At 73.7% G+C, this 20206-nt stretch carries 23 protein-coding genes and 1 tRNA gene; 9 read left to right on the forward strand and 15 right to left on the reverse strand.

Annotated features, from left to right (window positions below; all coding sequences use genetic code 11):
* Nucleotides 1-9: 9 nt before the first annotated feature.
* Nucleotides 10-231 carry a DUF3618 domain-containing protein gene (locus tag PP1_RS10560; protein WP_029239290.1) on the reverse strand — a complete coding sequence of 74 codons (222 nt, stop codon included), beginning with the start codon at nt 229-231 and terminating at the stop codon, nt 10-12.
* Nucleotides 232-477: 246 nt separating this feature from the next.
* On the opposite strand from PP1_RS10560, the gene bcp reads away from it, so the two are divergent.
* The 3 genes from bcp (at nt 478) to PP1_RS10575 (ending at nt 1690) form a co-directional block, all read left to right on the forward strand.
* Nucleotides 478-945, forward strand: coding sequence for a thioredoxin-dependent thiol peroxidase (gene bcp, locus PP1_RS10565; RefSeq protein WP_010226241.1), 468 nt, complete (start codon nt 478-480; stop codon nt 943-945).
* Nucleotides 946-976: 31 nt separating this feature from the next.
* Complete coding sequence (locus PP1_RS10570; RefSeq protein ID WP_010226239.1) at nt 977-1627, forward strand: transposase; 651 nt, start codon at nt 977-979, stop codon at nt 1625-1627.
* Nucleotides 1618-1690 (forward strand) — tRNA-Leu (locus PP1_RS10575). Before PP1_RS10570 ends, PP1_RS10575 begins: the two co-directional genes overlap by 10 nt.
* 93 nt (nt 1691-1783) lie before the next feature.
* Here the strand turns inward: PP1_RS10575 and PP1_RS10580 are convergent.
* Nucleotides 1784-2470 carry a TVP38/TMEM64 family protein gene (locus tag PP1_RS10580; protein WP_249265943.1) on the reverse strand — a complete coding sequence of 229 codons (687 nt, stop codon included), beginning with the start codon at nt 2468-2470 and terminating at the stop codon, nt 1784-1786.
* Nucleotides 2471-2552: 82 nt separating this feature from the next.
* On the opposite strand from PP1_RS10580, the gene PP1_RS10585 reads away from it, so the two are divergent.
* Nucleotides 2553-2957 carry a carboxymuconolactone decarboxylase family protein gene (locus PP1_RS10585; protein WP_010226235.1) on the forward strand — a complete coding sequence of 135 codons (405 nt, stop codon included), beginning with the start codon at nt 2553-2555 and terminating at the stop codon, nt 2955-2957.
* 22 nt (nt 2958-2979) lie between these two features.
* Here the strand turns inward: PP1_RS10585 and PP1_RS10590 are convergent, their stop codons facing one another.
* Genes PP1_RS10590 through PP1_RS10620 form a run of 7 tightly spaced genes read right to left on the reverse strand, consistent with a single transcriptional unit; the run spans nt 2980 to nt 7503 of the window.
* The gene (locus PP1_RS10590; RefSeq protein ID WP_075314010.1) at nt 2980-3636 is read right to left on the reverse strand and encodes a non-canonical purine NTP pyrophosphatase; all 657 of its coding nucleotides are present in this window, start codon (nt 3634-3636) and stop codon (nt 2980-2982) included.
* The gene (rph, locus tag PP1_RS10595) at nt 3633-4424 is read right to left on the reverse strand and encodes a ribonuclease PH (RefSeq protein ID WP_029239135.1); all 792 of its coding nucleotides are present in this window, start codon (nt 4422-4424) and stop codon (nt 3633-3635) included. The genes PP1_RS10590 and rph overlap by 4 nt, the downstream gene beginning before the upstream one ends.
* Before the next feature lie 57 nt (nt 4425-4481).
* Entirely contained in the window at nt 4482-5267 is a 786-nt protein-coding gene (locus PP1_RS10600) for an MBL fold metallo-hydrolase (protein WP_029239134.1), read from the reverse strand.
* 8 nt (nt 5268-5275) lie between these two features.
* Nucleotides 5276-5686 carry a hypothetical protein gene (locus PP1_RS10605; protein ID WP_010224055.1) on the reverse strand — a complete coding sequence of 137 codons (411 nt, stop codon included), beginning with the start codon at nt 5684-5686 and terminating at the stop codon, nt 5276-5278.
* Complete coding sequence (locus PP1_RS10610; protein WP_010224053.1) at nt 5679-6044, reverse strand: hypothetical protein; 366 nt, start codon at nt 6042-6044, stop codon at nt 5679-5681. The genes PP1_RS10605 and PP1_RS10610 overlap by 8 nt, the downstream gene beginning before the upstream one ends.
* Nucleotides 6041-6892, reverse strand: a complete 852-nt coding sequence (gene murI / locus PP1_RS10615) for a glutamate racemase (protein WP_010224051.1) — start codon at nt 6890-6892, stop codon at nt 6041-6043. Before murI ends, PP1_RS10610 begins: the two co-directional genes overlap by 4 nt.
* Nucleotides 6889-7503 carry a rhomboid family intramembrane serine protease gene (locus PP1_RS10620; RefSeq protein WP_029239133.1) on the reverse strand — a complete coding sequence of 205 codons (615 nt, stop codon included), beginning with the start codon at nt 7501-7503 and terminating at the stop codon, nt 6889-6891. Before PP1_RS10620 ends, murI begins: the two co-directional genes overlap by 4 nt.
* Nucleotides 7504-7626: 123 nt before the next feature.
* On the opposite strand from PP1_RS10620, the gene PP1_RS10625 reads away from it, so the two are divergent.
* A complete protein-coding gene (locus PP1_RS10625; protein ID WP_075314009.1) occupies nt 7627-9150 on the forward strand; it encodes an Hsp70 family protein in 1524 nt (507 codons plus the stop codon).
* Between the two features lie 8 nt (nt 9151-9158).
* Here the strand turns inward: PP1_RS10625 and PP1_RS10630 are convergent, their stop codons facing one another.
* The 3 genes from PP1_RS10630 to PP1_RS10640 form a co-directional block, all read right to left on the reverse strand.
* Nucleotides 9159-10106 carry a PLP-dependent cysteine synthase family protein gene (locus tag PP1_RS10630; protein WP_010240810.1) on the reverse strand — a complete coding sequence of 316 codons (948 nt, stop codon included), beginning with the start codon at nt 10104-10106 and terminating at the stop codon, nt 9159-9161.
* A 64-nt stretch (nt 10107-10170) separates the two neighbouring features.
* Nucleotides 10171-10446 carry a MoaD/ThiS family protein gene (locus PP1_RS10635; RefSeq protein WP_010240811.1) on the reverse strand — a complete coding sequence of 92 codons (276 nt, stop codon included), beginning with the start codon at nt 10444-10446 and terminating at the stop codon, nt 10171-10173.
* 115 nt (nt 10447-10561) lie between these two features.
* Nucleotides 10562-11056 (reverse strand): Mov34/MPN/PAD-1 family protein, encoded by a 495-nt coding sequence (locus PP1_RS10640; protein WP_033200458.1) that lies wholly within the window; start codon nt 11054-11056, stop codon nt 10562-10564.
* Between the two features lie 134 nt (nt 11057-11190).
* Here PP1_RS10640 and PP1_RS10645 point away from each other — a divergent pair, with 134 nt between their 5' ends.
* Nucleotides 11191-12870, forward strand: a complete 1680-nt coding sequence (locus PP1_RS10645) for a bifunctional metallophosphatase/5'-nucleotidase (protein ID WP_010240813.1) — start codon at nt 11191-11193, stop codon at nt 12868-12870.
* Between the two features lie 7 nt (nt 12871-12877).
* On the opposite strand, the gene PP1_RS10650 is transcribed toward PP1_RS10645, so the two are convergent.
* On the reverse strand, nt 12878-13426 hold the full coding sequence (locus tag PP1_RS10650) for a DUF2017 domain-containing protein (RefSeq protein WP_010240814.1): 549 nt from the start codon (nt 13424-13426) through the stop codon (nt 12878-12880).
* The gene (clpS, locus tag PP1_RS10655; RefSeq protein ID WP_029239928.1) at nt 13423-13719 is read right to left on the reverse strand and encodes an ATP-dependent Clp protease adapter ClpS; all 297 of its coding nucleotides are present in this window, start codon (nt 13717-13719) and stop codon (nt 13423-13425) included. Before clpS ends, PP1_RS10650 begins: the two co-directional genes overlap by 4 nt.
* A gap of 39 nt (nt 13720-13758) precedes the next feature.
* Between clpS and PP1_RS10660 the strand changes: the two genes are divergently transcribed.
* Together PP1_RS10660 and PP1_RS10665 are read left to right on the forward strand one after the other, a co-directional pair.
* A complete protein-coding gene (locus PP1_RS10660) occupies nt 13759-15078 on the forward strand; it encodes a nicotinate phosphoribosyltransferase (protein ID WP_010240816.1) in 1320 nt (439 codons plus the stop codon).
* 1 nt (nt 15079) lies between these two features.
* Nucleotides 15080-15643 (forward strand): isochorismatase family protein, encoded by a 564-nt coding sequence (locus PP1_RS10665; protein ID WP_010240817.1) that lies wholly within the window; start codon nt 15080-15082, stop codon nt 15641-15643.
* Here PP1_RS10665 and PP1_RS10670 read toward each other — a convergent pair.
* Nucleotides 15630-17450, reverse strand: a complete 1821-nt coding sequence (locus tag PP1_RS10670) for a BCCT family transporter (RefSeq protein ID WP_033200460.1) — start codon at nt 17448-17450, stop codon at nt 15630-15632. The genes PP1_RS10665 and PP1_RS10670 overlap by 14 nt on opposite strands.
* Before the next feature lie 519 nt (nt 17451-17969).
* On the opposite strand from PP1_RS10670, the gene PP1_RS10675 reads away from it, so the two are divergent.
* The gene (locus tag PP1_RS10675; protein ID WP_010240821.1) at nt 17970-19115 is read left to right on the forward strand and encodes an aromatic ring-hydroxylating oxygenase subunit alpha; all 1146 of its coding nucleotides are present in this window, start codon (nt 17970-17972) and stop codon (nt 19113-19115) included.
* The last annotated feature ends 1091 nt before the right edge of the window (nt 19116-20206 follow it).

Genomic DNA, 20206 nt, shown 5'->3' on the forward strand with positions numbered 1-20206 from the left:
CGGCGGGGCTCAGCGCAGGATCGAGCGGACCAGCGCCAGCCCGACGAGCGCGCCGACCGCGATCAGCGTGTACTTGATCTTGGGGTCGGCGAGCTTCTCGGCGACCTGCTCCTTGCCGCCCTCGATGAGGTTCTTCGGGTTCGCACGGTCGGCCAGGGCGTCCAGGCTCTCGGCCAGCGCGTCCCGGGTCTGCTCGATCTCGTGCTGGATGCTCTCGGGGTCGCGGGCCACCACGTCTCCTCCGACTCGGCCGGTACGCGCAGCGCGCCCGGGATCTCCTGCTGCTCGCGCCCGCCGGGGTGTGCGCGGGCGGCGTGGCACACACCGTAGCCATCGCCCGCACCCCGCGCGCAGCGTGGCCACCCGGCGGCGGCGCGTCGCGGCCACCTGTCCACAACCGGCCCCCGATCGGCCGAGTTGTCCACAGGCGGCGTGCTCGGGACGGTGGCGTGCACACCGGGTGGCAGGCTGATCGTCATGAGCGACCGGCTGCAGGCGGGAGACCCCGCCCCCGACTTCACCCTCGACGACGCCGACGGCACGCCCGTCTCGCTGGCCGACCACCGCGGCCGCAGGGTGATCGTCTACTTCTACCCCGCTGCGAGCACGCCCGGCTGCACCACCGAGGCCTGCGACTTCCGCGACAACCTCACCGAGCTGAACGGGGCGGGCATCGACGTCCTCGGCATCTCGCCGGACACGCCGGCGAAGCTGGCGAAGTTCCGTGACGCCGAGGGGCTGACCTTCCCGCTGCTGTCCGACCCGGAGAAGCAGGTCCTCACCGCGTGGGGCGCCTACGGCGAGAAGAAGCTCTACGGCAAGACGGTGACCGGGGTCATCCGCTCGACGTTCCTGATCGGCGAGGACGGCACGGTCACCGACGCCCGGTACAACGTGAAGGCCACCGGGCACGTGGCGAAGCTGCGGCGGGACTGGAAGATCTAGTGCCGCGGGTCCGCCCGGCGGGCGGTGGGTGATGCCCCGCGCCCGCCGGTGGACCGACGAGCAGCTCGTCGCGGCCGTGGCGACGTCGGCCACGCTGGCCGAGGTCTGCCGGCGGCTCGGGATCCGGCCGGGCCGGTACGACGTGCTCCGGGCCCACATCGAGCGGGTCGGGGCGGACGCGGGTCACCTGGCGGGGCCGGTGGAGGCGCGACGGCGCCACCACTGGACGGACGCGCAGCTCACCGAGGCGGTGCGGGCGTCGATCTCGGTGTCGGCAGTCCTGCGCGCACTCGGGTACCCCCCGAGCGGCGGGATGCACCGCATGATCGTCGGTCACATCCGCCGGCTCGGCCTCGACGTGTCGCACTTCCGCGGCCGGGCCTGGGCGCGGGGCCGGACCTTCCCGGACCGGCAGGGTCGGCCGCTCGACGAGGTCCTGGTCCGCGACTCACCGCATCGCAACACCGGTCACCTCCGGCAACGGTTGATCACCGCCGGACTGAAGCCGGCCCACTGCGAGACGTGCGGGCTGAGCCGGTGGCGGGATGCTCCGCTGCCGCTGCATCTCGACCACGTGAACGGCGACCACACCGACAACCGGCTGGAGAACCTCCGTATCCTGTGCCCGAACTGCCACGCGCAGACCGCGACGTGGTGCACTCGCAAGGACGAGCCGGCGTAGCCCAACGGCAGAGGCCCGGTCTTTAGGTGGCCGACAGTGCGGGTTCGAATCCCGTCGCCGGCACGTGTCGGGTGGTCGCCGGGCCGGTGCTCGGCGACCACCCGACGGTCGCGCTGCGACCGGCGGTCAGGCCGCCGCTCGTCAGACCGCCGCTCGTCAGGCCGCCGGCTCGTCCGGCAGCGGGCGCCGGGCCGCCAGCAGGACACCGCCCAGTCCGAGGAGCGCGCAGACCCCCGAGACGAGCAGCAGCGAGGGCGGCAGGTGCCCGGTCACCGCGTCGCCGAGCGCGACCATCGCGATCGTGCTGGGGGCGGAGCCGAGGATCGTGCCGACCAGGTAGGGCCAGAACCGCACGGCGGACAGCCCGGCCAGGTAGTTCATCGCCGCGAACGGCACCATCGGGATCAGCCGGAGCGAGGTGACGGCCAGGGTCCCGTGGTGGTCGAGCCTGGGCCGCACCCACACGGCCCGCGGGTGCTCGGCCCAGCGCGCGACCATCCGGCCGCCGGTGACCCGGACCAGGAGGAACGCCACGATCGCGGCCAGAGCGGTCGCGACCAGGGTCAGCAGCGTCCCCGACACCGCGCCGAACAGCACACCGGCGGAGACGGTGAAGACCGTGCGGGGGAACGGCGGGACGTTCAGCAGCACCTGGAGCAGCACGAACACGACCGGTCCCCAGGGCCCGGAGGCCTCGACGACGCGGCGCACCTCACCGAACTGCGGGACGACGGAGACCCCGTAGGCGCGGGCCACGAGTACGACGAGGCTCGCCAGGAGCACCAGCCCGAGACAGGCCAGGAGAGGACGCCACCACCGCACTCCGGCCACGGTACTCAGCACGCCGCCGCGACCGTCGTCACGTCCCGGAACGGGTGGTGCACCGCTCACCGGCGGGGCCGCGGAACCGTGAGAAGGTGCCGTCATGAGCGCCGCGACCGACGGAATGGATCCCGCCGACCTGGACCAGGAGGGGCTCGCCGTGCGGCGCGAGGTGCTCGGCGCCGGCTACGTCGAGGCGGCGCTGGCGAAGGTCGACGGCACGACGGCCGAGTTCCAGCAGCTGATCACCCGCTACGCATGGAACGAGATCTGGACCCGGCCCGGCCTGGAGCGGCGGATGCGGTCCGCCGTGACGCTGACCGCCCTGGTCGCCCACGGGCACTGGGCCGAGTTCGAGTTGCACGTCCGGGCCGCCCGGCGCAACGGGCTGAGCGGCGACGAGATCGTCGAGATCCTGCTGCAGACCGCGATCTACTGCGGTGTCCCGGCCGCCAACTCCGCCTTCAAGATCGCCCAGCAGGTTCTGGCGGAGCCGGCCCCGGAGTGACCCGGGGCCGGTGCCGCCGGTGTCACGCCTGGGCGAGCAGGGCCTGCAGGTGCGGGACGAGGGCGCGCAGCGCGAGCCCGCGGTGCGACGCCGCGTCCTTCTCCGCGGCGGACAGCTCCGCCGAGGACCGGGTCTCCCCCTCCGGCGCGAAGATCGGGTCGTAGCCGAAGCCGTTCCCGCCCCGCGGCGCGCGCAGCAGGGTGCCCCGCCACGTGCCGTGGACGACGGTCCGGCCGGGGGTCTCGCCGTCGGCGCCGGGTGCGTCCGCGGCGGCGCCGTCCGGGGTCACGAGCGCGGCCGCGCACACGAAGGCGGCGCCGCGCCGGTCGTCCGGCACGTCCCCGGTCTGCCCGAGCAGCAGCTGCAGGTTGGCGTCGTCGTCGCCGTGCCGCCCCGCCCAGCGGGCCGAGAAGATGCCGGGCATCCCGTTGAGCGCGTCGACGGTGATGCCGGAGTCGTCGGCGATCGCCGGCAGGCCGGTCGCGGCGGCCGCGTCCCGGGCCTTGGCGAGCGCGTTCTCGGCGAAGGTCGCCCCGGTCTCCGGCGCCTCGGGGAACTCGGGGACGTCGGCGAGCCCGACGATCTCGACACCGGCCAGCCCGGCGGCGTCGACGATCCGGCGCAGCTCCACGAGCTTCTTGGCGTTCCGGGTGGCCAGCAGGATCCGGGCCGCGGTCACTCGGCGCCCTCCGCCGCCTCGGCCGCGGCCTTCTCCGACTCGAGCTTGGGGTGCGGGGCGTCGAGCGCCTCGATCTGCATCCGGGCAATGCCGGCGATCCCGGCGAGCGCGGAGTCGAGCATCGCGTCGAGGGTCTTGCGGGCGAACGTGGCGCCCTCACCGGTGCCCTGGACCTCGATGAGCGTGCCGGTCTCGGTCGCCACCACGTTGGTGTCGACCTCGGCCCGGGAGTCCTCCTCGTAGGGCAGGTCGAGCCGGACCCGGCCGTCGACGACGCCGACGGACACGGCCGCGACCTGGCAGGAGATCGGCTTGGGGTCGGTCAGCTTCCCGTGCTCGCCGAGCCAGGTGACGGCGTCGCACAGCGCGACGTAGGCGCCGGTGATGGCCGCGGTCCGGGTGCCGCCGTCGGCCTGCAGCACGTCGCAGTCGATCGCGATGGTGTTCTCGCCGAGCGCGCGCAGGTCGATGCAGGCGCGCAGCGACCGGCCGATCAGGCGGGAGATCTCGTGGGTGCGACCGCCGATCTTTCCCTTCACCGACTCCCGCGACGACCGGGTGTCGGTCGACGAGGGCAGCATCGCGTACTCGGCGGTGACCCAGCCGAGGCCGGATCCCTTGCGCCAGCGCGGGACCCCCTCGGTCACGCTGGCCGCGCACAGCACCTTGGTGTCCCCGAACTCCACCAGCACCGATCCGGCCGGATGCTTCTGGAAGCCCCGGGTGATCGTCACCGGACGGAGCTCGTCGTCCGCGCGTCCGTCCGTCCTGCCCTCAGATCGTGTCACCCGGACATCCTAGGAACCCGTGGCCGGGCCCGCCGGGCCGCTCCGGTCCCGGGGCGCTCAGAGGTCGAACACGGCGTCCGGGGCGGCGAGCTCGACGGGGGCGCCGAAGGAGGCCTTCGCCTCGGTGGCGAGCTCCTCGCGGTCGTACCAGGCGGGGACGTGCGTGACGACCAGCCGCCGGGCGCCGGCCGCGGCGGCGTGCGCCCCGGCCTCCCGGCCGGACAGGTGCACGCCGGCCGGGTTGGCGTCGTCGTGCGGCCAGCTCGCCTCGCACAGGAACAGGTCGGCGGCGCGGGCCGCGTCGACGAGACCGTCGCAGGCGCCGGTGTCCCCGGAGTAGGCGAGGACCGTCCCCGCGTGCTCGACCCGGAGGGCGAACGACGGGCACGGGTGCACCACCGGGTGGGCGGTGACCGTCACCGTGTCCGCGCCGGTGCCGACGGTGAAGGAGCCGCCTGCGGCGAGGTCGTGGAACGTGAACACGTCCGTGAGGTCGGTGCCGTGCAGCTCCTCCTCCGACGGCGCGTAGGCGCGGGCGAAGCGGGCGTGCGCGCCGGACGGGGCGTGCACCGGCAACGGGGACCCGGCGGGGTCGAACGGCGGCCGCGGGTGGTACCGGCGGTGCACGACGAGCGAGGCGAAGTCCGAGCAGTGGTCGGCGTGCAGGTGGCTGAAGGCGACGGCGTCGAGGCCCCACGGGTCGGTGTGCCGCTGGAGCGCACCGAGTGTGCCGTTGCCGAGGTCGAGCGTGAACCGGGTGGCACCGGCCTCCACGAGGTAGCCGGACGCCGGGGAGCCGGGACCGGGACCGCTGCCGGAGCACCCGAGCACGATCAGCCGCATGCGCGACACTAACCCGATCGCGCCGTGCGCCGCAGCCACCAGATCCCGGCGAACGGCAGGACGAGCGGGATGAAGCCGTACCCGACGCCGAACCAGGACCAGACCGTGTCCTGCGGGAAGTCACCGGGCACGAGCAGGGTGAAGGCCCCGACGACGAGCACCCCGGTCAGCTCGAACAGCACGGCGGCCCAGGCGAGGCGCCGGAAGCCCGGTCCGGTCCCGGCGAGGCCGATCGTGGCGAGGACGTAGACGATCCCGGCGAGGCCGGACAGTGTGTACGCCAGGGGCGCCTCGGCGAACCGTTCCGCGATCTGGACGCCGGCCCGCGCGGTCGCGGCGACCGCGAAGACCCCGTAGACGGCGATGAGGATGCGGCCGGGCCCGGTCGCGGTGGCGCGGACCTCCCCCGGCTCAGGCACCGGGCACCCACAGGCCCTGCAGGCGGAGCACCGCGACGAGGGTGCCGAGCGCGCCGACGGCGATCACCGTGCCGCCCCACCGGCTGGGCTCGGCGGTGGCGAACTGCAACGAGACCGGCGGGACGCAGATCGCGACGACGAGGTAGATGAGGAAGGTGCTCTGCTCCGGCAGGGTGACACCGCCGACGAGCACCTGGTAGGCGGCGATGGCCGCCTGCACCACGACGAGTGCCGTGCAGACCCCGACCGCGATCCGGTGGACCGCGCCCGGGGGGCGGTTCGTCACCGTGGTGACCAGCCCGAACAGCGCGGTGGCCGACAGGGCCACCGTGATCACCAGGACCAGCGCACCGATCACGGCGCGGACGTTACCCCGGCCCCGGGGAGGGGCTGCGACCCGGCCCGCCCCACGACGGCACCGATCTCCGGGCCGAGGAAGCGGCGGCCGAGCCGGCGGAACGGCTCCGGGTCGCCGGTGGCGAGGAAACGGTGCGCCGCCGCCGGTGCGGTGTCGTCGCGCAGCAGGTCACGGGTGTGCAGGGTGCGCACGAGGGTGCGGGCGGTCTCGTCGGCCGAGGACACCAGCGTCACGTCCGGGCCGAGGACGATCTCCAGGACCCCGGTGAGCAGCGGGTAGTGCGTGCAGCCGAGGACGACGGTGTCGACCCCGGCCCGCTGCAGCGGCTCCAGGTAGCCCTCGGCGACGCCGAGAACCTGCCGGCCGCTGGTGGTGCCGCGCTCGACGAAGTCGACGAAGCGGGGGCACGCGACGGAGGTGATCTCGGTGTCGCGGGCGGCGTCGAAGGCGTCGGCGTAGGCGCCGGAGGCGATCGTCGCCTGCGTCCCGATGACGCCGATCCGGCCGTTGCGGGTGGCGGCGACGGCACGTCGCACGGCGGGGCGGACGACCTCGACGACCGGGACCGGGTAGCGCTCGCGGAAGTCGGCGAGGCAGGCCGCCGACGCCGAGTTGCAGGCGATGACCAGCGCCTTCACCCCGGACTCGACGAGCTCGTCGCCGATCTGCAGCGCGAGCCGGCGGATGTCGGCGATCGTGCGGGGCCCGTACGGGCTGTGCGCGGTGTCGCCGACGTAGACGATCTGCTCGGCGGGCAGGAGGTCGATCACGGAGCGGGCGACGGTGAGACCACCCACGCCGGAGTCGAAGATCCCGATCGGTGCGTCGATCCCCCGCTCGCTGCTCACACCCCCAGGGTAGGCGTGGCGCGGCGGTCGGCCTTCGCCACCCAGGACGCGGCGACCACGCCGCCGACCGCGCCGAACAGGTGGCCCTGCCAGGACACCATCGGGTCGGACGGCAGCACCCCCCACAGCAGCGAACCCCAGACGAGGAACAGCACGACGGCGAGCAGGATCTGCCGCCCATTGCGCGCGTAGAAGCCGCGGACCAGCAGGAACAGGAACCAGCCGAACACGATCGACGACGCCCCGATCACCGGCAGCGGGGAGATCAGCCAGACCCCGACGCCGCTGACCACCCAGATCGTCGCGGTCACCACGAACCACTGCCCGACCCCGCCGGACATCGCGAGGAAGCCGAACACCAGGAACGGCACGGTGTTCGCGACGAGGTGCGCCCAGTCGCCGTGCAGCAGCGGCGCGGTGAGGATCCCGGCGAGCCCGTCGGTGTCGCGCGGGTAGATCGCCCCGGCCCGCTCCACCATGCCGTCGGAGGCGGAATCCACGGTTTCGACGATGTACAGCGCGGCCGTGAACAGCAGCATGATCGCCGCGGCCCGTGCCGGAGCGGGCGGGAGCACGCGCACGCGAGCACGGCCGGACGGGAGAGCGGTCATGGCCTCGACGGTACCGACGACGGGTGCGGCCGATCGGGCGAATCAGGCGTGCACCCGGCAACGCCGGGACGGTGCGTGACGACCCCGGGCCGGACGGGCTCCCCGGGGAGGAGGGCGGGCGCGATGGGATACGGCCTGGCCGTCGACATCGGTACGACCTGCACCACCGCCGCGGTGGAGCGGGACGGCCGGGTCGGGACGGCGACGCTGGGCGACCGGACCACGGCCGTGCCGTCGGTGGTGCTGCTGCGTCCCGACGGGACCGTCCTGACCGGTGACGCGGCCGAGCGCGGGGCCGCCGGTGCACCGGACCGGGTGGTCCGCGGGGTCGGGGCGCGGCTCGGCGACCCGGTCCCGGTGCTCGTCGGCGGTACCCCGCACCCGGTGCCGGAGCTGATGGCCCACCAGCTGCGCGACGTCCTCCGGATGGTGGGGACGCAGGAGGGCGCCGCCCCGGACACCGTCACCCTGACCCACCCGGCGGCCTGGGGCCCGTACGAGCGGGAGCGGTTCGGGCAGGTGCACCGGGCGGCCGGGATCGACGACGCCCGGGTGCTGACCGAGCCGGAGGCGGCCGTCGCGCACCTCGCCTCCACCGGCCGGGTGCCCGACGGTGCCCTCGTCGCCGTACACGACCTGGGCGGCGGGAGCGTCGACGCGACCGTGCTGCGGGTCGGCGGTGCCGGGGCCACCGTCCTCGGCGTGCCCGGGAGCGCACCGGGACTCGGCGGCGCGGGCCTCGACGACGTGGTGTTCGCGCACGTCGACCGGGCACTGGACGGTGCGGTCTCCGCGCACGATCCGGCCGACGCCCGGGCGGCCGCCGCCGTCGTCCGGCTCCGGCAGGACTGCGTCCTCGCGAAGGAGGCGCTCTCCACCGACACCGAGACGGTGATCCCGGTGGTACTGCCGTCGGTGCAGACCGCGGTCCTGCTGACCCGCGGCGAGCTGGAGGAGATGATCCGGCCCTGGGTCGGTGCGACGGTCGCGGTGCTGCGCCGCGCGCTCCGCTCGGCGGACGTGACCCCGGACGACCTGGACACGGTCCTGCTGACGGGTGGCTCCGCCCGGATCCCCGCGATGGCCGGGGCCGTGGCCGGGCTGGGCAGGCCACCCTCGGTGGGCAGGCACCCGGAGCACGCCGTCGCGCTCGGGGCCGCGTCGTGGGGCGCCGAGCGCACCGGTGCCCCGGGACGTGCCGGTGGCCCGGGGAGCGCCGATCGTCCGGGCGGTGCCGGCGGCCCGGGTGGTGCCGGTGGAACGAGGGATCCGGGTGAGGCCGGTGGAACGAGTGGTGCCGGGAGCGGGGCGGCCGCGCCGGACCGCCGTCGTCGCGGCCGGGTCGTCCTCGGCGCGGGCGTGCTCGTCGTGGCGGCCGCCGCCGGTGGCGGGCTGCTCTACGGCACCTCCGGCGGGACGCCGCCCGGCGCCGTCGTCGTCACGAGCGAGGCGCCCACCGTTCCGGAGGCCGGGATCCCCCCGGCCGGCGGGAGCCCTGCCGTCCCGGTGCCCGCCGTCCCGGCCGAGCCGGCCGCGCCCGGGTCCGACGGCGTCCGGCCCACCCCCGCAGCGCCGCTACCGGGCGCCCCGGCGGCGGTCCCGCCGCCGGCGCCGGGCGGTGCCGGGGCCGGACACGACCACCACTAGGGCGGCGGTCAGGCCCAGAGGTGCCCGTCGATGCCCTGCGCGGCCGAACCGAGGTCGCCCGAGTAGGCGCCGGTGGACAGGTACTTCCAGCCGCCGTCACAGATGACGATCACGACGTCGGCGCGTTCCCCGGCCTCGAGCGCCTTGTTCGCGACGCCGAGCGCGGCGTGCAGGATCGCCCCGGACGAGATGCCCGCGAAGATCCCCTCCTCCTCGACGAGCTGACGGGTGCGGCGCAGCGCGTCGTAGGAGCCGACCGAGAAGCGGCCGGTCAGGACGGTCTCGTCGTACAGCTCGGGGACGAAGCCCTCGGACAGGTTGCGCAGGCCGTAGACCAGCTCGCCGTAGCGCGGCTCGGCGGCGACGACCTGGACGTCGGGCTTCTGCTCGCGCAGGTAGCGACCGGCGCCGACGAGGGTCCCGGTGGTGCCGAGCCCGGCGACGAAGTGGGTGATCGAGGGCAGGTCACGCAGGATCTCCGGGCCGGTGCCGCGGTAGTGCGCGTCGGTGTTGGCCGGGTTGCCGTACTGGTAGAGCATCACCCAGTCGGTGTGCTCCGCGGCCAGCTGCTTGGCGACGGCGACGGCCTGGTTCGAACCGCCCGCCGCCGGCGACGAGATGATCTGCGCGCCGTACATGGCGAGCAGCTGCCTGCGCTCCTCGGAGGTGTTCTCCGGCATCACGCAGACGAGCTGGTAGCCCTTGAGCCTCGACGCCATCGCCAGCGAGATGCCGGTGTTGCCCGAGGTGGGCTCCAGGATGGTGCAGCCGGGGGTGAGCCGACCCTGCTTCTCCGCGTCCTCGATCATGGCCAGCGCGGGCCGGTCCTTGATCGAGCCGGTGGGGTTGCGGTCCTCCAGCTTGGCCCACAGCCGCACGTCCTCCGACGGCGACAGCGACGGCAGCCCGACGAGCGGGGTGTCGCCGACGGCGTCCAGCAGCGAGTCGTAACGCACTGACGATCTCCTCACGGGGCGGTGCCGGGCGGGCGTCGCCGCCCGGCACCCGCCGACGATGGGCTCAGCGACCGCCGGCGACGGCCGGGAGGATCGTGAGGGTCGAGGACTCCTTGACCGGGGCCTCGAGGCCACCGGCGAAGCGGACGTCCTCGTCGTCGACGTAGATGTTGACGAAGCGGTGCAGCTTGCCGTCGGTGATCAGGCGGCCCTTGATGCCGCTGTGCCGCGACTCCAGGTCGTCGATGACTCCTGCGACGGTGTCGCCCTTCGCCTCGACGGTCTTCTCGCCGCCGGTGTGCGTGCGAAGGATGGTGGGGATGGAGACGGAGACGGCCATCTCGGTGATCACTCCTGGGGGTTGCGTTGCCGTGGACGTTTCGTCACGCGACAACGCAACCGGAGTACGGCGACATTCCCGCGTGACCTCCGGCGCGGGTGCGCGGGAGGGTCGTTCAGGCCCGGTCGGGCACGTCGTCGGAACCGGTGTGGGAGAACATGTAGGACTCCACCACCTGCAGTGCGTCCTCCACGATCTCGCCACCGGCGAGGTGGTACGACCGCACCTCGGGCTCGCCGTCGGCCGTGGCCAGCCCGACGATCAGCCAGTGCTGGTCGGGGGTCCACTCCATCTGCGCGACGTCCTTGACCGAGGGGTACGCCTCGGGCAGTCCGGTGTCGGTCAGCGGACGGCGCGGGACACGGGTGTGCGAGTGGACGACGAGCATCCGGCGTTCCCCGGCGGCGTCGAGCGCGCGCTCCAGCCTGATGTCCTCGACGGGGGAGAACGCGAAGTCGCTCTCGATCTCGTCGGCGTTGGTCATCGGGACGTAGCGCTCGGCGTGCTCGCCGTGCTCCGGCCCCACGAGCTGACCGCACGCCTCCAGCGGGAAGTCCCGCCGGGCGTGCGCGACGATCTCGTCGACGAGGTCCGCTCGGATGGCCAGCACGCAGCCGAGGATACGGGCCCGGTCCGCGCCGTCGCACATCGCTCGGCGCGGCTCACAACGTTCATCCGCCGGACGCCCCCGTTCGTGACCCACGCCACGGTGCCGGCGGGCGCGCCGCGGCGATACTGCGCGGCGTGCCCGCCTCCTCCTCCCGCCGGACCGGCATCGTCCTGGCAGCGGTGTTCGCGTCGGTCCTCGCGGTGGCCGTCGCCGCCGAGTCCCGCACCCTGGCCGGCCGTCCGGACGCCGGTGGCGATCCCGGCACGGTCCGGGTCATCGCGTTCAACGACCTGCACGGCACCCTCGAGCCGCCGACGGGGTCCTCGGCCAGGGTGACCGGCGACGACGGCGCCGAGGTCGACGCCGGCGGCGCCGCCTACCTGGCCGCGCACGTGGAACGGCTGCGCGCCGAGGAGCCGGACTCGGTGCTGCTCTCGACCGGCGACAACATCGGCGCCTCCCCGCTGGCGTCGGCGCTGTTCCGCGACGAGCCGACGATCGAGGTGCTCGACGGGATGGGCGTGGCGGCCTCGGTGGCGGGCAACCACGAGTTCGACGAGGGCATCACCGAGCTGCGCCGCATCGCGGGTGGTGGCTGCCACCCGTCCGACGGCTGCCGGTTCACCCCGTCCTTCGACGGCGCGTCCTTCCCGGTCCTCGCCGCGAACGTCACCGAGGACGGCGGCGGCCCGGCGCTGCCGGCGACCCACGTCGTCGAGGCCGGTGGCACCCGGATCGGGATCATCGGCGCGACGCTCACCGAGCTGCCCGGGCTCGTCTCGCCGGACGGCCTGCGCGGCCTGGAGATCGGCGACGAGGTCGCCGCCGTGGACGCCGCGTCCCGCGACCTCACCGCGCAGGGGGTGCGGGCCCAGGTGCTGCTGCTGCACCAGGGCGACGACTCCGACGGCGGCCCGGACTCCTGTGCGCTGGAACCGGGCGGGCCGGGCTCGCGGATCGCCGCGGCCGTCTCCGCCGACGTCGACGCCGTCCTCTCCGCCCACTCGCACCAGCAGTACGTGTGCAGCGCCACCGACCCGGCCGGTGCACCGCGCCCGTTCGTGCAGGGCCTGTCGTTCGGCAGGCTGCTGTCCGTCCTCGACCTCACGATCACCGCCGACGGCGACGTCGACCGGGCCGCCACCACCGCCCGCAACGAGATCGTGTCCCACGACGTGGAGCCCGACCCGGCCGCGCAGGAGATCGTCGACCGGGCCGTTGCCGGGTCGGCCCCGCTCGCAGAGCGCCCGGTCGGCACCCTCGCCGGACCGCTCCCCCGGGCGGCGGCGCCGTCCGGGCTGTCCCCGCTCGGCACCGTGATCGCCGACGCGCACCTGGCCGCCTCCCGCGGCGACGGCGCGCAGCTCGCGCTCACCAACCCCGGCGGCGTCCGCGCCGACCTGGTCCCGGACGCGGAGGGACGGGTGACCTACGGGCAGGCCTACACCGTCCAGCCGTTCGGCAACGTCCTGCAGACGATGACGCTGACCGGCGCGCAGCTGCGGGCCGTGCTGGACCAGCAGTTCACGGTGGAGGACGGGCCGACGGTCCTGCAGACGTCGTCGAACGTCCGCTACGCCGTGGCCGGGGAGCGGGTGGGCCGCGTCGAGGTGGACGGCGTCCCGATCGCGGACGACCGCCCGTACCGGGTCGCGGTGAACAACTTCCTGTCCGCGGGCGGCGACGGATTCGACGCCTTCTCCGCGGGCACCGACCTGGTCGGCGGCCCGGTCGACCTGGACGCGCTCGTCGCCCACCTGGGGGCGGCGCCGCGGCTCACCGCACCGCCGACGGACCGGATCGGGCGCGGCTGACCCCCGGTCAGGCGCGGAGGCGCACCCGCACCAGGGAGTCCTGGACGAAGGTCAGCCAGTGGTAGACGCCCAGGTGCTGGCCCCGCGGGTCGTCGTCGGGCAGCTGGTCGGGCATGTCCTCGCTGACGTCGAGCGCGGTGCCCAGCGCGAGCCGGACGTCGTTGAGCGCCGCCAGCCAGGCGTCGGCCTGGTCGGGCGACAGCTCGAGCCGGCCGCCGGACTCGGGGAGGGTGTCCAGCACCGTCTCCGCCGCCTTGTCCTTGGCCTCGATCAGCTCCGGCTCGTGCAGCGAGCGCAGTCCGCCCGCGAGGTCCGAGTCCTCGGTGGTGAAGTCGGGCAGCAGCCGGGCCAGCACCCGGTCGGTGGGCCGGCTGGTGGGCCCGGTGCGGATGCCGGTGAGGGTGGCGAGCTCGTCCTCGGGGGCCAGCGAGGCCCGGTCGGCGAGCATCTGCCGGACCTCGGTGAACAGGCCGCGGAGCACCGCGGCCTCCTCCCCGGAGAAGCCGGAGGTGAACCGGACGCGGTCGCCGCGGCCGCTGCGCTTCCAGCCGTTCATGTGCGCTGCATGGTGGCCCACAGGCCGGCCGCGTGCAGCTTCGCCACGTGCACCTCGACGGTGTCCTTGTCACCGGAGGAGACGGCGGCCTTGCCCTTGTGGTGCACGTCGAGCATCAGCGCGTTCGCCGTCTGCTCGGGATAGTCGAAGACCTTCTGCAGGACGTACGTGACGTACGACATCAGGTTGACCGGATCGTTCCACACGATCGCCTGCCACGGGGTGTCAGGACTGGTGGCATCGTCCGTGTCCGGCGAGACCTGCTCGGTGGGCGACGGGGACGGCGCGGTCATGCGCACCATGGTGACACAGGCGGGCATAGGCTCCGTCCCATGACCGGCTCCGTCCCCCCGCCCGCCCCGGCACCGGGCACGGCACTGCTGACCGACCGCTACGAGCTGACGATGGTGGCCGCCGCGCTCGCCGACGGCACGGCCGACCGGCACTGCGTGTTCGAGCTCTTCGCCCGCCGCCTCCCGGACGGCCGCCGCTACGGCGTCGTCGCCGGGACCGGGCGGCTGCTCGAGGCCCTGCGCGGGTTCCGGTTCGGCCCCGCCGACCTGGAGACGCTGGCGACCGTCGTCGACGACGACACCCTGGGCTGGCTGCGCGACTACCGCTTCACCGGCGACGTCGACGGCTACCCCGAGGGGGAGCTCTACTTCCCCGGCTCCCCGGTCCTCACCGTCACCGGGACGTTCGCCGACGCCGTCCTCCTCGAGACCCTCGCGTTGTCGATCTTCAACCACGACAGCGCGATCGCCTCCGCCGCGGCCCGGATGGTCACGGCCGCGGCCGGACGCCCGCTGATCGAGATGGGGTCCCGGCGCACCCACGAGGAGGCGGCCGTGGCGGCCGCCCGGTCGGCGTACCTCGCCGGGTTCACCACGACGTCGAACCTCGCCGCCGGGCAGCGGTTCGGCATCCCGACCGCCGGCACCGCCGCGCACGCCTGGATCCTGCTGCACGACGACGAGCCCGCCGCGTTCCGCAGCCAGGTCGCGGCACTGGGGACGGGCACCACCCTGCTCGTCGACACCTTCGACATCCGCAAGGGCATCGCGAACGCCGTCGAGGCGGCCGGGACCGGTCTCGGCGCGGTCCGGATCGACTCCGGCGACCTCGGCGAGCTCGCGCGGCAGGCCCGGGACCAGCTCGACTCGCTCGGCGCGACCGGCACCCGGATCGTGCTCTCCGGTGATCTGGACGAGTACGCCATCGCGTCGCTGCGCGCCGAGCCCGTCGACTCCTACGGCGTCGGGACGTCGCTGGTCACCGGGTCCGGTGCCCCGACGGCGGGGATGGTCTACAAGCTCGTCGAGGTCGACGGGCGCCCGGTGAGCAAGCGGTCCAGCGCGAAGGAGTCGCGGGGCGGGCGGAAGTCGGCGCTGCGCCGGTTCAAGCCGACCGGCACCGCGGTGGAGGAGGTCGTGTTCCCGCACGGCTCCGAGCCCGAGCTCGGCGACCACGACCGCGTGCTGCCGGTGCCGCTCGTCCGCGGCGGTGAGCTGGTCGACGGGACGGGCTCGCTGCCCGACGCCCGCGAGCGGCTCCGCGCGGCGCTGGTGGCCGTACCGTGGGAGGGTCTGAAGCTCTCCCGCGGCGAGCCCGCGATCCCGACCAGCTTCGTCACGCCCGCCACGGAGGGGTGAGATGGCCCGAGCACTGATCGTCGTCGACGTCCAGAACGACTTCTGCGAGGGCGGGGCGCTGGCCGTGGCGGGTGGCGCCGCGGTCGCCGCCCGGATCGGGCGGCTCGCCGCCGAGGGCTCCTACGACCACGTCGTCGCCACCCGGGACGTGCACGTCGACCCGGGCCCGCACTTCTCCGACACCCCGGACTTCGTCGACTCGTGGCCGCCGCACTGCCGGGCCGGGACGCCCGGGGCGTCGTTCCACCCGGCGCTGGACGTCGCGCCGATCGAGTGCGTCTTCGACAAGGGCGCCTACTCCAGCGCGTACTCCGGGTTCGAGGGCGCGAGCGAGAACGAGTCGGGCCTGCCGCTGGCCGACTGGCTCGACGCCCGCGGAGTGGGCGAGGTCGACGTCGTCGGCCTGGCGACCGACCACTGCGTCCGGGCGACCGCGCTGGACGCGGCCCGGCTCGGCCTGACGACGACGGTGCTGCTCGAGCACTGCGCCGGGGTCGCGCAGGAGACGACCGGCCGGGCCCTCGCCCAGCTGCGCGAGGCCGGGGTGACCGTCACCGAGGTGTGACCGGCTCCACCGCGGGCGCCGGCTCGGCGGGCGGCGGCTCCGCCTGCGGTTCGGCGGGCACGGGTGGGGCCTCGTCGTCCGGGTCCGCGCCGTCCTCGCCGACCTCCTCGTCCTCGCCGCCCTCGGTGGTGAACGCGCCGACCTTCACGTAGAAGTCGTCGCCGTGCCTGTCGGTGGCCCAGTCCACCGCCTGCTCGATCACCTCGGTGGACTTGATGCTGCGGAGGACGACCCGGTCCCGCCGGACGTCGCGCAGCAGGGCCACGCAGAGCAGGACCATGATCACCACGAACGGCGCGGCCACCAGGATCGTGAGGTCCTGGATCCCGGAGAGCGCGTCCTCCCCTCCGGTGACCAGCATCAGCACCGCCACCGCGCCCGTCGCGGCTCCCCAGAAGACCACCACCCACCGGCTCGGCTCGATGGTCCCGCGCTGCGAGAGCGTCCCCATGACGATCGACGCCGCGTCCGCACCGGACACGAAGAAGATCGCGACCAGGACCATCACGAGCAACCCGGTCACCGTCGCCCACGGATAGGCCCCGAGCATCTCGAACAGCTGGACGTTCGCGTCGCCGGAGAACCGCGCGCCCGTCTGCGCCTGCTCGACCGCGGTACCGCCGAAGATGCAGAACCAGACCAGGGAGACCAGGCTCGGCGCGAGGATCACGCCGCCCACGAACTCCTTGATCGTGCGCCCGCGCGAGATCCGGGCCAGGAACATCCCGACGAACGGCGTCCAGGAGATCCACCAGGCCCAGTAGAAGACGGTCCAGCCGGACAGCCACTCGAGCATCGGCTCGCCGCCGACGGCCTCGGTGCGCGCCACCATGTCGAAGAACTGGGAGAAGTACGCGCCCAGCGACGTCGGGATCATGTCCAGCACGAGCACCGTCGGGCCGACGACGAACACGAACAGCGCCAGCGCGGCGGCCAGCACCATGTTCGTGTTCGACAGCCACTGGATGCCCCGGGCGACGCCGGAGACCGCGGACAGGACGAAGGCCGCGGTCAGCACGACGACGATCGCGGCCAGCACCGGGGCGCCGACGTCGCCGTCGACCCAGCCGACGGCCTGCATGCCGCCACCGATCTGGAAGGCACCGAGACCGAGCGAGGCGGCCGAGCCGAACAGCGTCGCGAAGATCGCCAGGATGTCGATCGTCCTGCCGACCGGACCCTCCGCGGCCCGGCGCCCGATCAGCGGGACGAACGCCTGGCTGATCAGCTGACGGCGCCCCCTGCGGAACGTCGAGTACGCGATGGCCAGCCCGACGACGGCGTAGATCGCCCACGGATGCAGCGTCCAGTGGAACAGCGAGGTCGCCATGGCCGTCTGCATCGCCTCGGTCGTCCCCGGTGCGGCGGACCCCGGGGGCGGCGACGCGTAGAACGACAGCGGCTCGGTGACGCCGAAGAACATCAGCCCGATGCCCATGCCGGCGGAGAACATCATCGCGATCCAGGACACCGTCCGGAACTCGGGCTGCTCGTCGTCGGCACCGAGCCTGATCCGGCCGAACCTGCTGAACGCGAGGAAGAGCGCGAACGCGACGAAGCCGGTCGCGGCGAGGATGAACCCCCAGCCCCCGGCCCGCATCAGGCCGTCGATCATGGTGCTCGCGGCGTCGCCGAGCCCCTGCGGGTCCGCGACGCCCCACACCACGAAGAGCAGCGCCAGGGCCGCGCCCACGCCGAAGACGGTCCGGTCGGTGCGGCCCGCGGTCTCCTGGCTCTCCGGACTCTCCGGGGGCTCCGGGGGCTCGGGGAGGTCCGCGGTCCGGGACCGCGGTTCGACGTCTGCCATGACGGTGTCCACCTCTGTTCGGGAATCCGGGCGGCGGATCGACGCTGATCGGGATCCGCGCGGAGCGGGGCGGGCGGTGTGTGCCGAGGGTCGTGCGGTGATCACCGGGGAGGGGCCACCTCACGGCGGCCATCAGATACTCGACTAATATATCTGGACAGACTAAGGTCCGGCACGAGCGCCGGTCAAGGTCGGCGCCCACCCCCCGACGCCGACGACCCGGGAGCCGCCACGTGTCCCGCACCGCCCTCGGGAAGTCCCGGCCCGATCTGCCACGACAGGTGCGACGACCTGCGGATCGTCGCCCGAATCGACTCTTGACAGGACCCCGGGGGTCGCGCTCCCATCATGGTGCACATTGAGCGACCGGTTGCTTGTCACGCAACGGTTGCCCTGTTTTTCCTTCTCATTTCTCGCGCACGCGGAGCACCGGCGTGCAGGTCCCGCACACCCGATCGACCTCTCCCCCGCCCCGGGCCCGAGCCGCGGGCACCCATGTCCTGCACGAGGAGCACTGCCATGACGACCGGTGAGCTGTCCCCCTCCACCCGCGGTCAGGCCCTGCCGGAGAGCCTGCGAGAGACCCTGGCAGGCCACTACTACACCGATCCGGACATCTTCCGGGCCGAGCAGGACAGCATCTTCCACACGGGATGGTTCTGCTCCGTCCTGAGCGCAGACCTCGACCGGCCCGGCCGGTTCGAGACCGTCCAGATCGGACGCGAGAGCGTCATCGTGACCCGCGGCCGTGACGGTGCGGTCCGGGCGTTCCTGAACGTGTGCCGGCACCGGGGCGCACGGCTGTGCACCGAGGAGAGCGGCGAGGTGAAGCGCTCCTTCCAGTGTCCGTACCACGCGTGGACCTACGGCCTGGACGGCAAGCTCGTCGCCGGGCCGAACCTGACCGCGATGCCGGACGTCGACAAGGTCGAGTACGGCCTGCACACGGTGCACGTCCGCGAGTGGCTGGGCTACGCCTGGCTGTGCCTGGCGGAGGACCCGCCGCCGTTCGAGGAGACGGTGATCGGCGACGTCACCGCCCGGCTCGGCTCGCCGGACGCGATCGTCGGCTACGACGTCGAGAACCTGAAGCTCGGCCGGCGCATCTCCTACGACGTCAAGGCGAACTGGAAGCAGATCGTCGAGAACTTCATGGAGTGCTACCACTGCGCGACGATCCACCCGGAGCTCACCGAGGTGCTGCCCGAGTTCGCCGACGGCCTCGCCGCGCAGTACTTCGTCGGCCACGGCGCCGAGTTCGGTGCGGAGGTCCAGGGCTTCACGGTCGACGGCTCGGCCGGGCTCGCCCCGATCCCGGGGGTCGGCGCCGACCAGGACCGCCGCTACTACGCGATCACCGTGCGGCCGCAGGTGTTCATCAACCTGGTCCCCGACCACGTGGTCTTCCACCGGATGTTCCCGCTGACGGCGGAGCGGACCATGGTCGTCTGCGACTGGCTCTACCTGCCCGAGGTCGTCGACTCCGGCGCCGACATCGACCGGTCCGTCGAGCTCTTCCACCGGGTCAACCTGCAGGACTTCGAGGCCTGTGAGCGCTGCCAGGTGGCGATGGACTCGCGCTCGTACCGCGACGGCGGCGTCCTGGTCCCGAGCGAGCACCACATCGGCGAGTTCCACGACTGGGTGCGCGAGCGCCTCGGCTGAGCACCCCCGAGGGCCCCGTCACCCGCCACCCCGGCGAGTGACGGGGCCGCCCCACGCCCAGTCCCACCGACCCACTCCCGCCCGCCCACCCCAGCTCACCTGCCTCCGCTCCCCAGGCTCCGCTCCGCAGCCGGCCGAGACGCTCACCGAACCCGCCGTCGCTCACGCGATCGTGCGAGCGCCAGCGGATCCCGCGAGCGCCCACAGATCGCGTGGGCGCCGACAGACCAGGTGAGCGCCGTCAGAACGCGTGCGAGCCAGCGGATCCGTGAGCACCAGCGGATCCGTGAGCGCCGGCGGATCCTCTGGGCGTCGGCAGGCCCGTCAGCACCACGGATCCGGCGAGACGCTCACCGAACCCGGCACTGCTCACGCAATCGGGCGAGCGTCCACGGATCCCGCGAGCGCCGACAGATCGCGTGCGCGTCGCCAGGCTCCGGGAGCGTCGACAGCCCCGTGAGCGTCGGCAGAACCCGCGGACGTGGGCAGGTCCCGTGGGGGCCCAAGCCCCTCCGCGCGTCAGAGGTCCCGTCGCACCCACGAATCCCGCAAGACGCTCACTGGATCCGCCACCGCTCACGCGATCGGGCGAGCGTCCACGGATCCCGCGAGCGCCGACAGATCGCGTGCGCGTCGCCAGGCCCCGGGAGCATCGGCAGCCCCGTGAGCGTCGGCAGAGCCCGCGGACGCGAGCAGGTCCCGTGGGGGCCCAAGCCCCTCCGCGCGTCAGAGGTCCCGTAGCACCCACGAATCCCGCAAGACGCTCACCGAACCCGGCACCGCTCACGCGATCGCGCGAGCGTCCACGGATCCCGTGAGCGCCCGCGGAACGCGTGAGCGCCCGCGGAACGCGTGAGCGCCGACAGGCTCTGTGAGCGTCCGGGAATCCGGTGCGCGTCGACGAGGCCCCGGAGCACCACGGATCCGGCGAGACGCTCACCGAACCCGGTATTGCTCACGCGATCGCGCGAGCGTCCACGGATCCCGTGAGCGCTAGCGGATCCCGTGAGCGTCAGCAGATCCCGTGAGCGTCCACGGATCCCGTGAGAGTCAGCGGATCCCGTGAGAGTCAGCGGATCCTGTGAGCGTCG

Origin of the sequence: Pseudonocardia sp. P1 (assembly GCF_000178675.2) — a bacterium.
In the GTDB taxonomy this organism is placed as follows: Bacteria; Actinomycetota; Actinomycetes; order Mycobacteriales; family Pseudonocardiaceae; genus Pseudonocardia.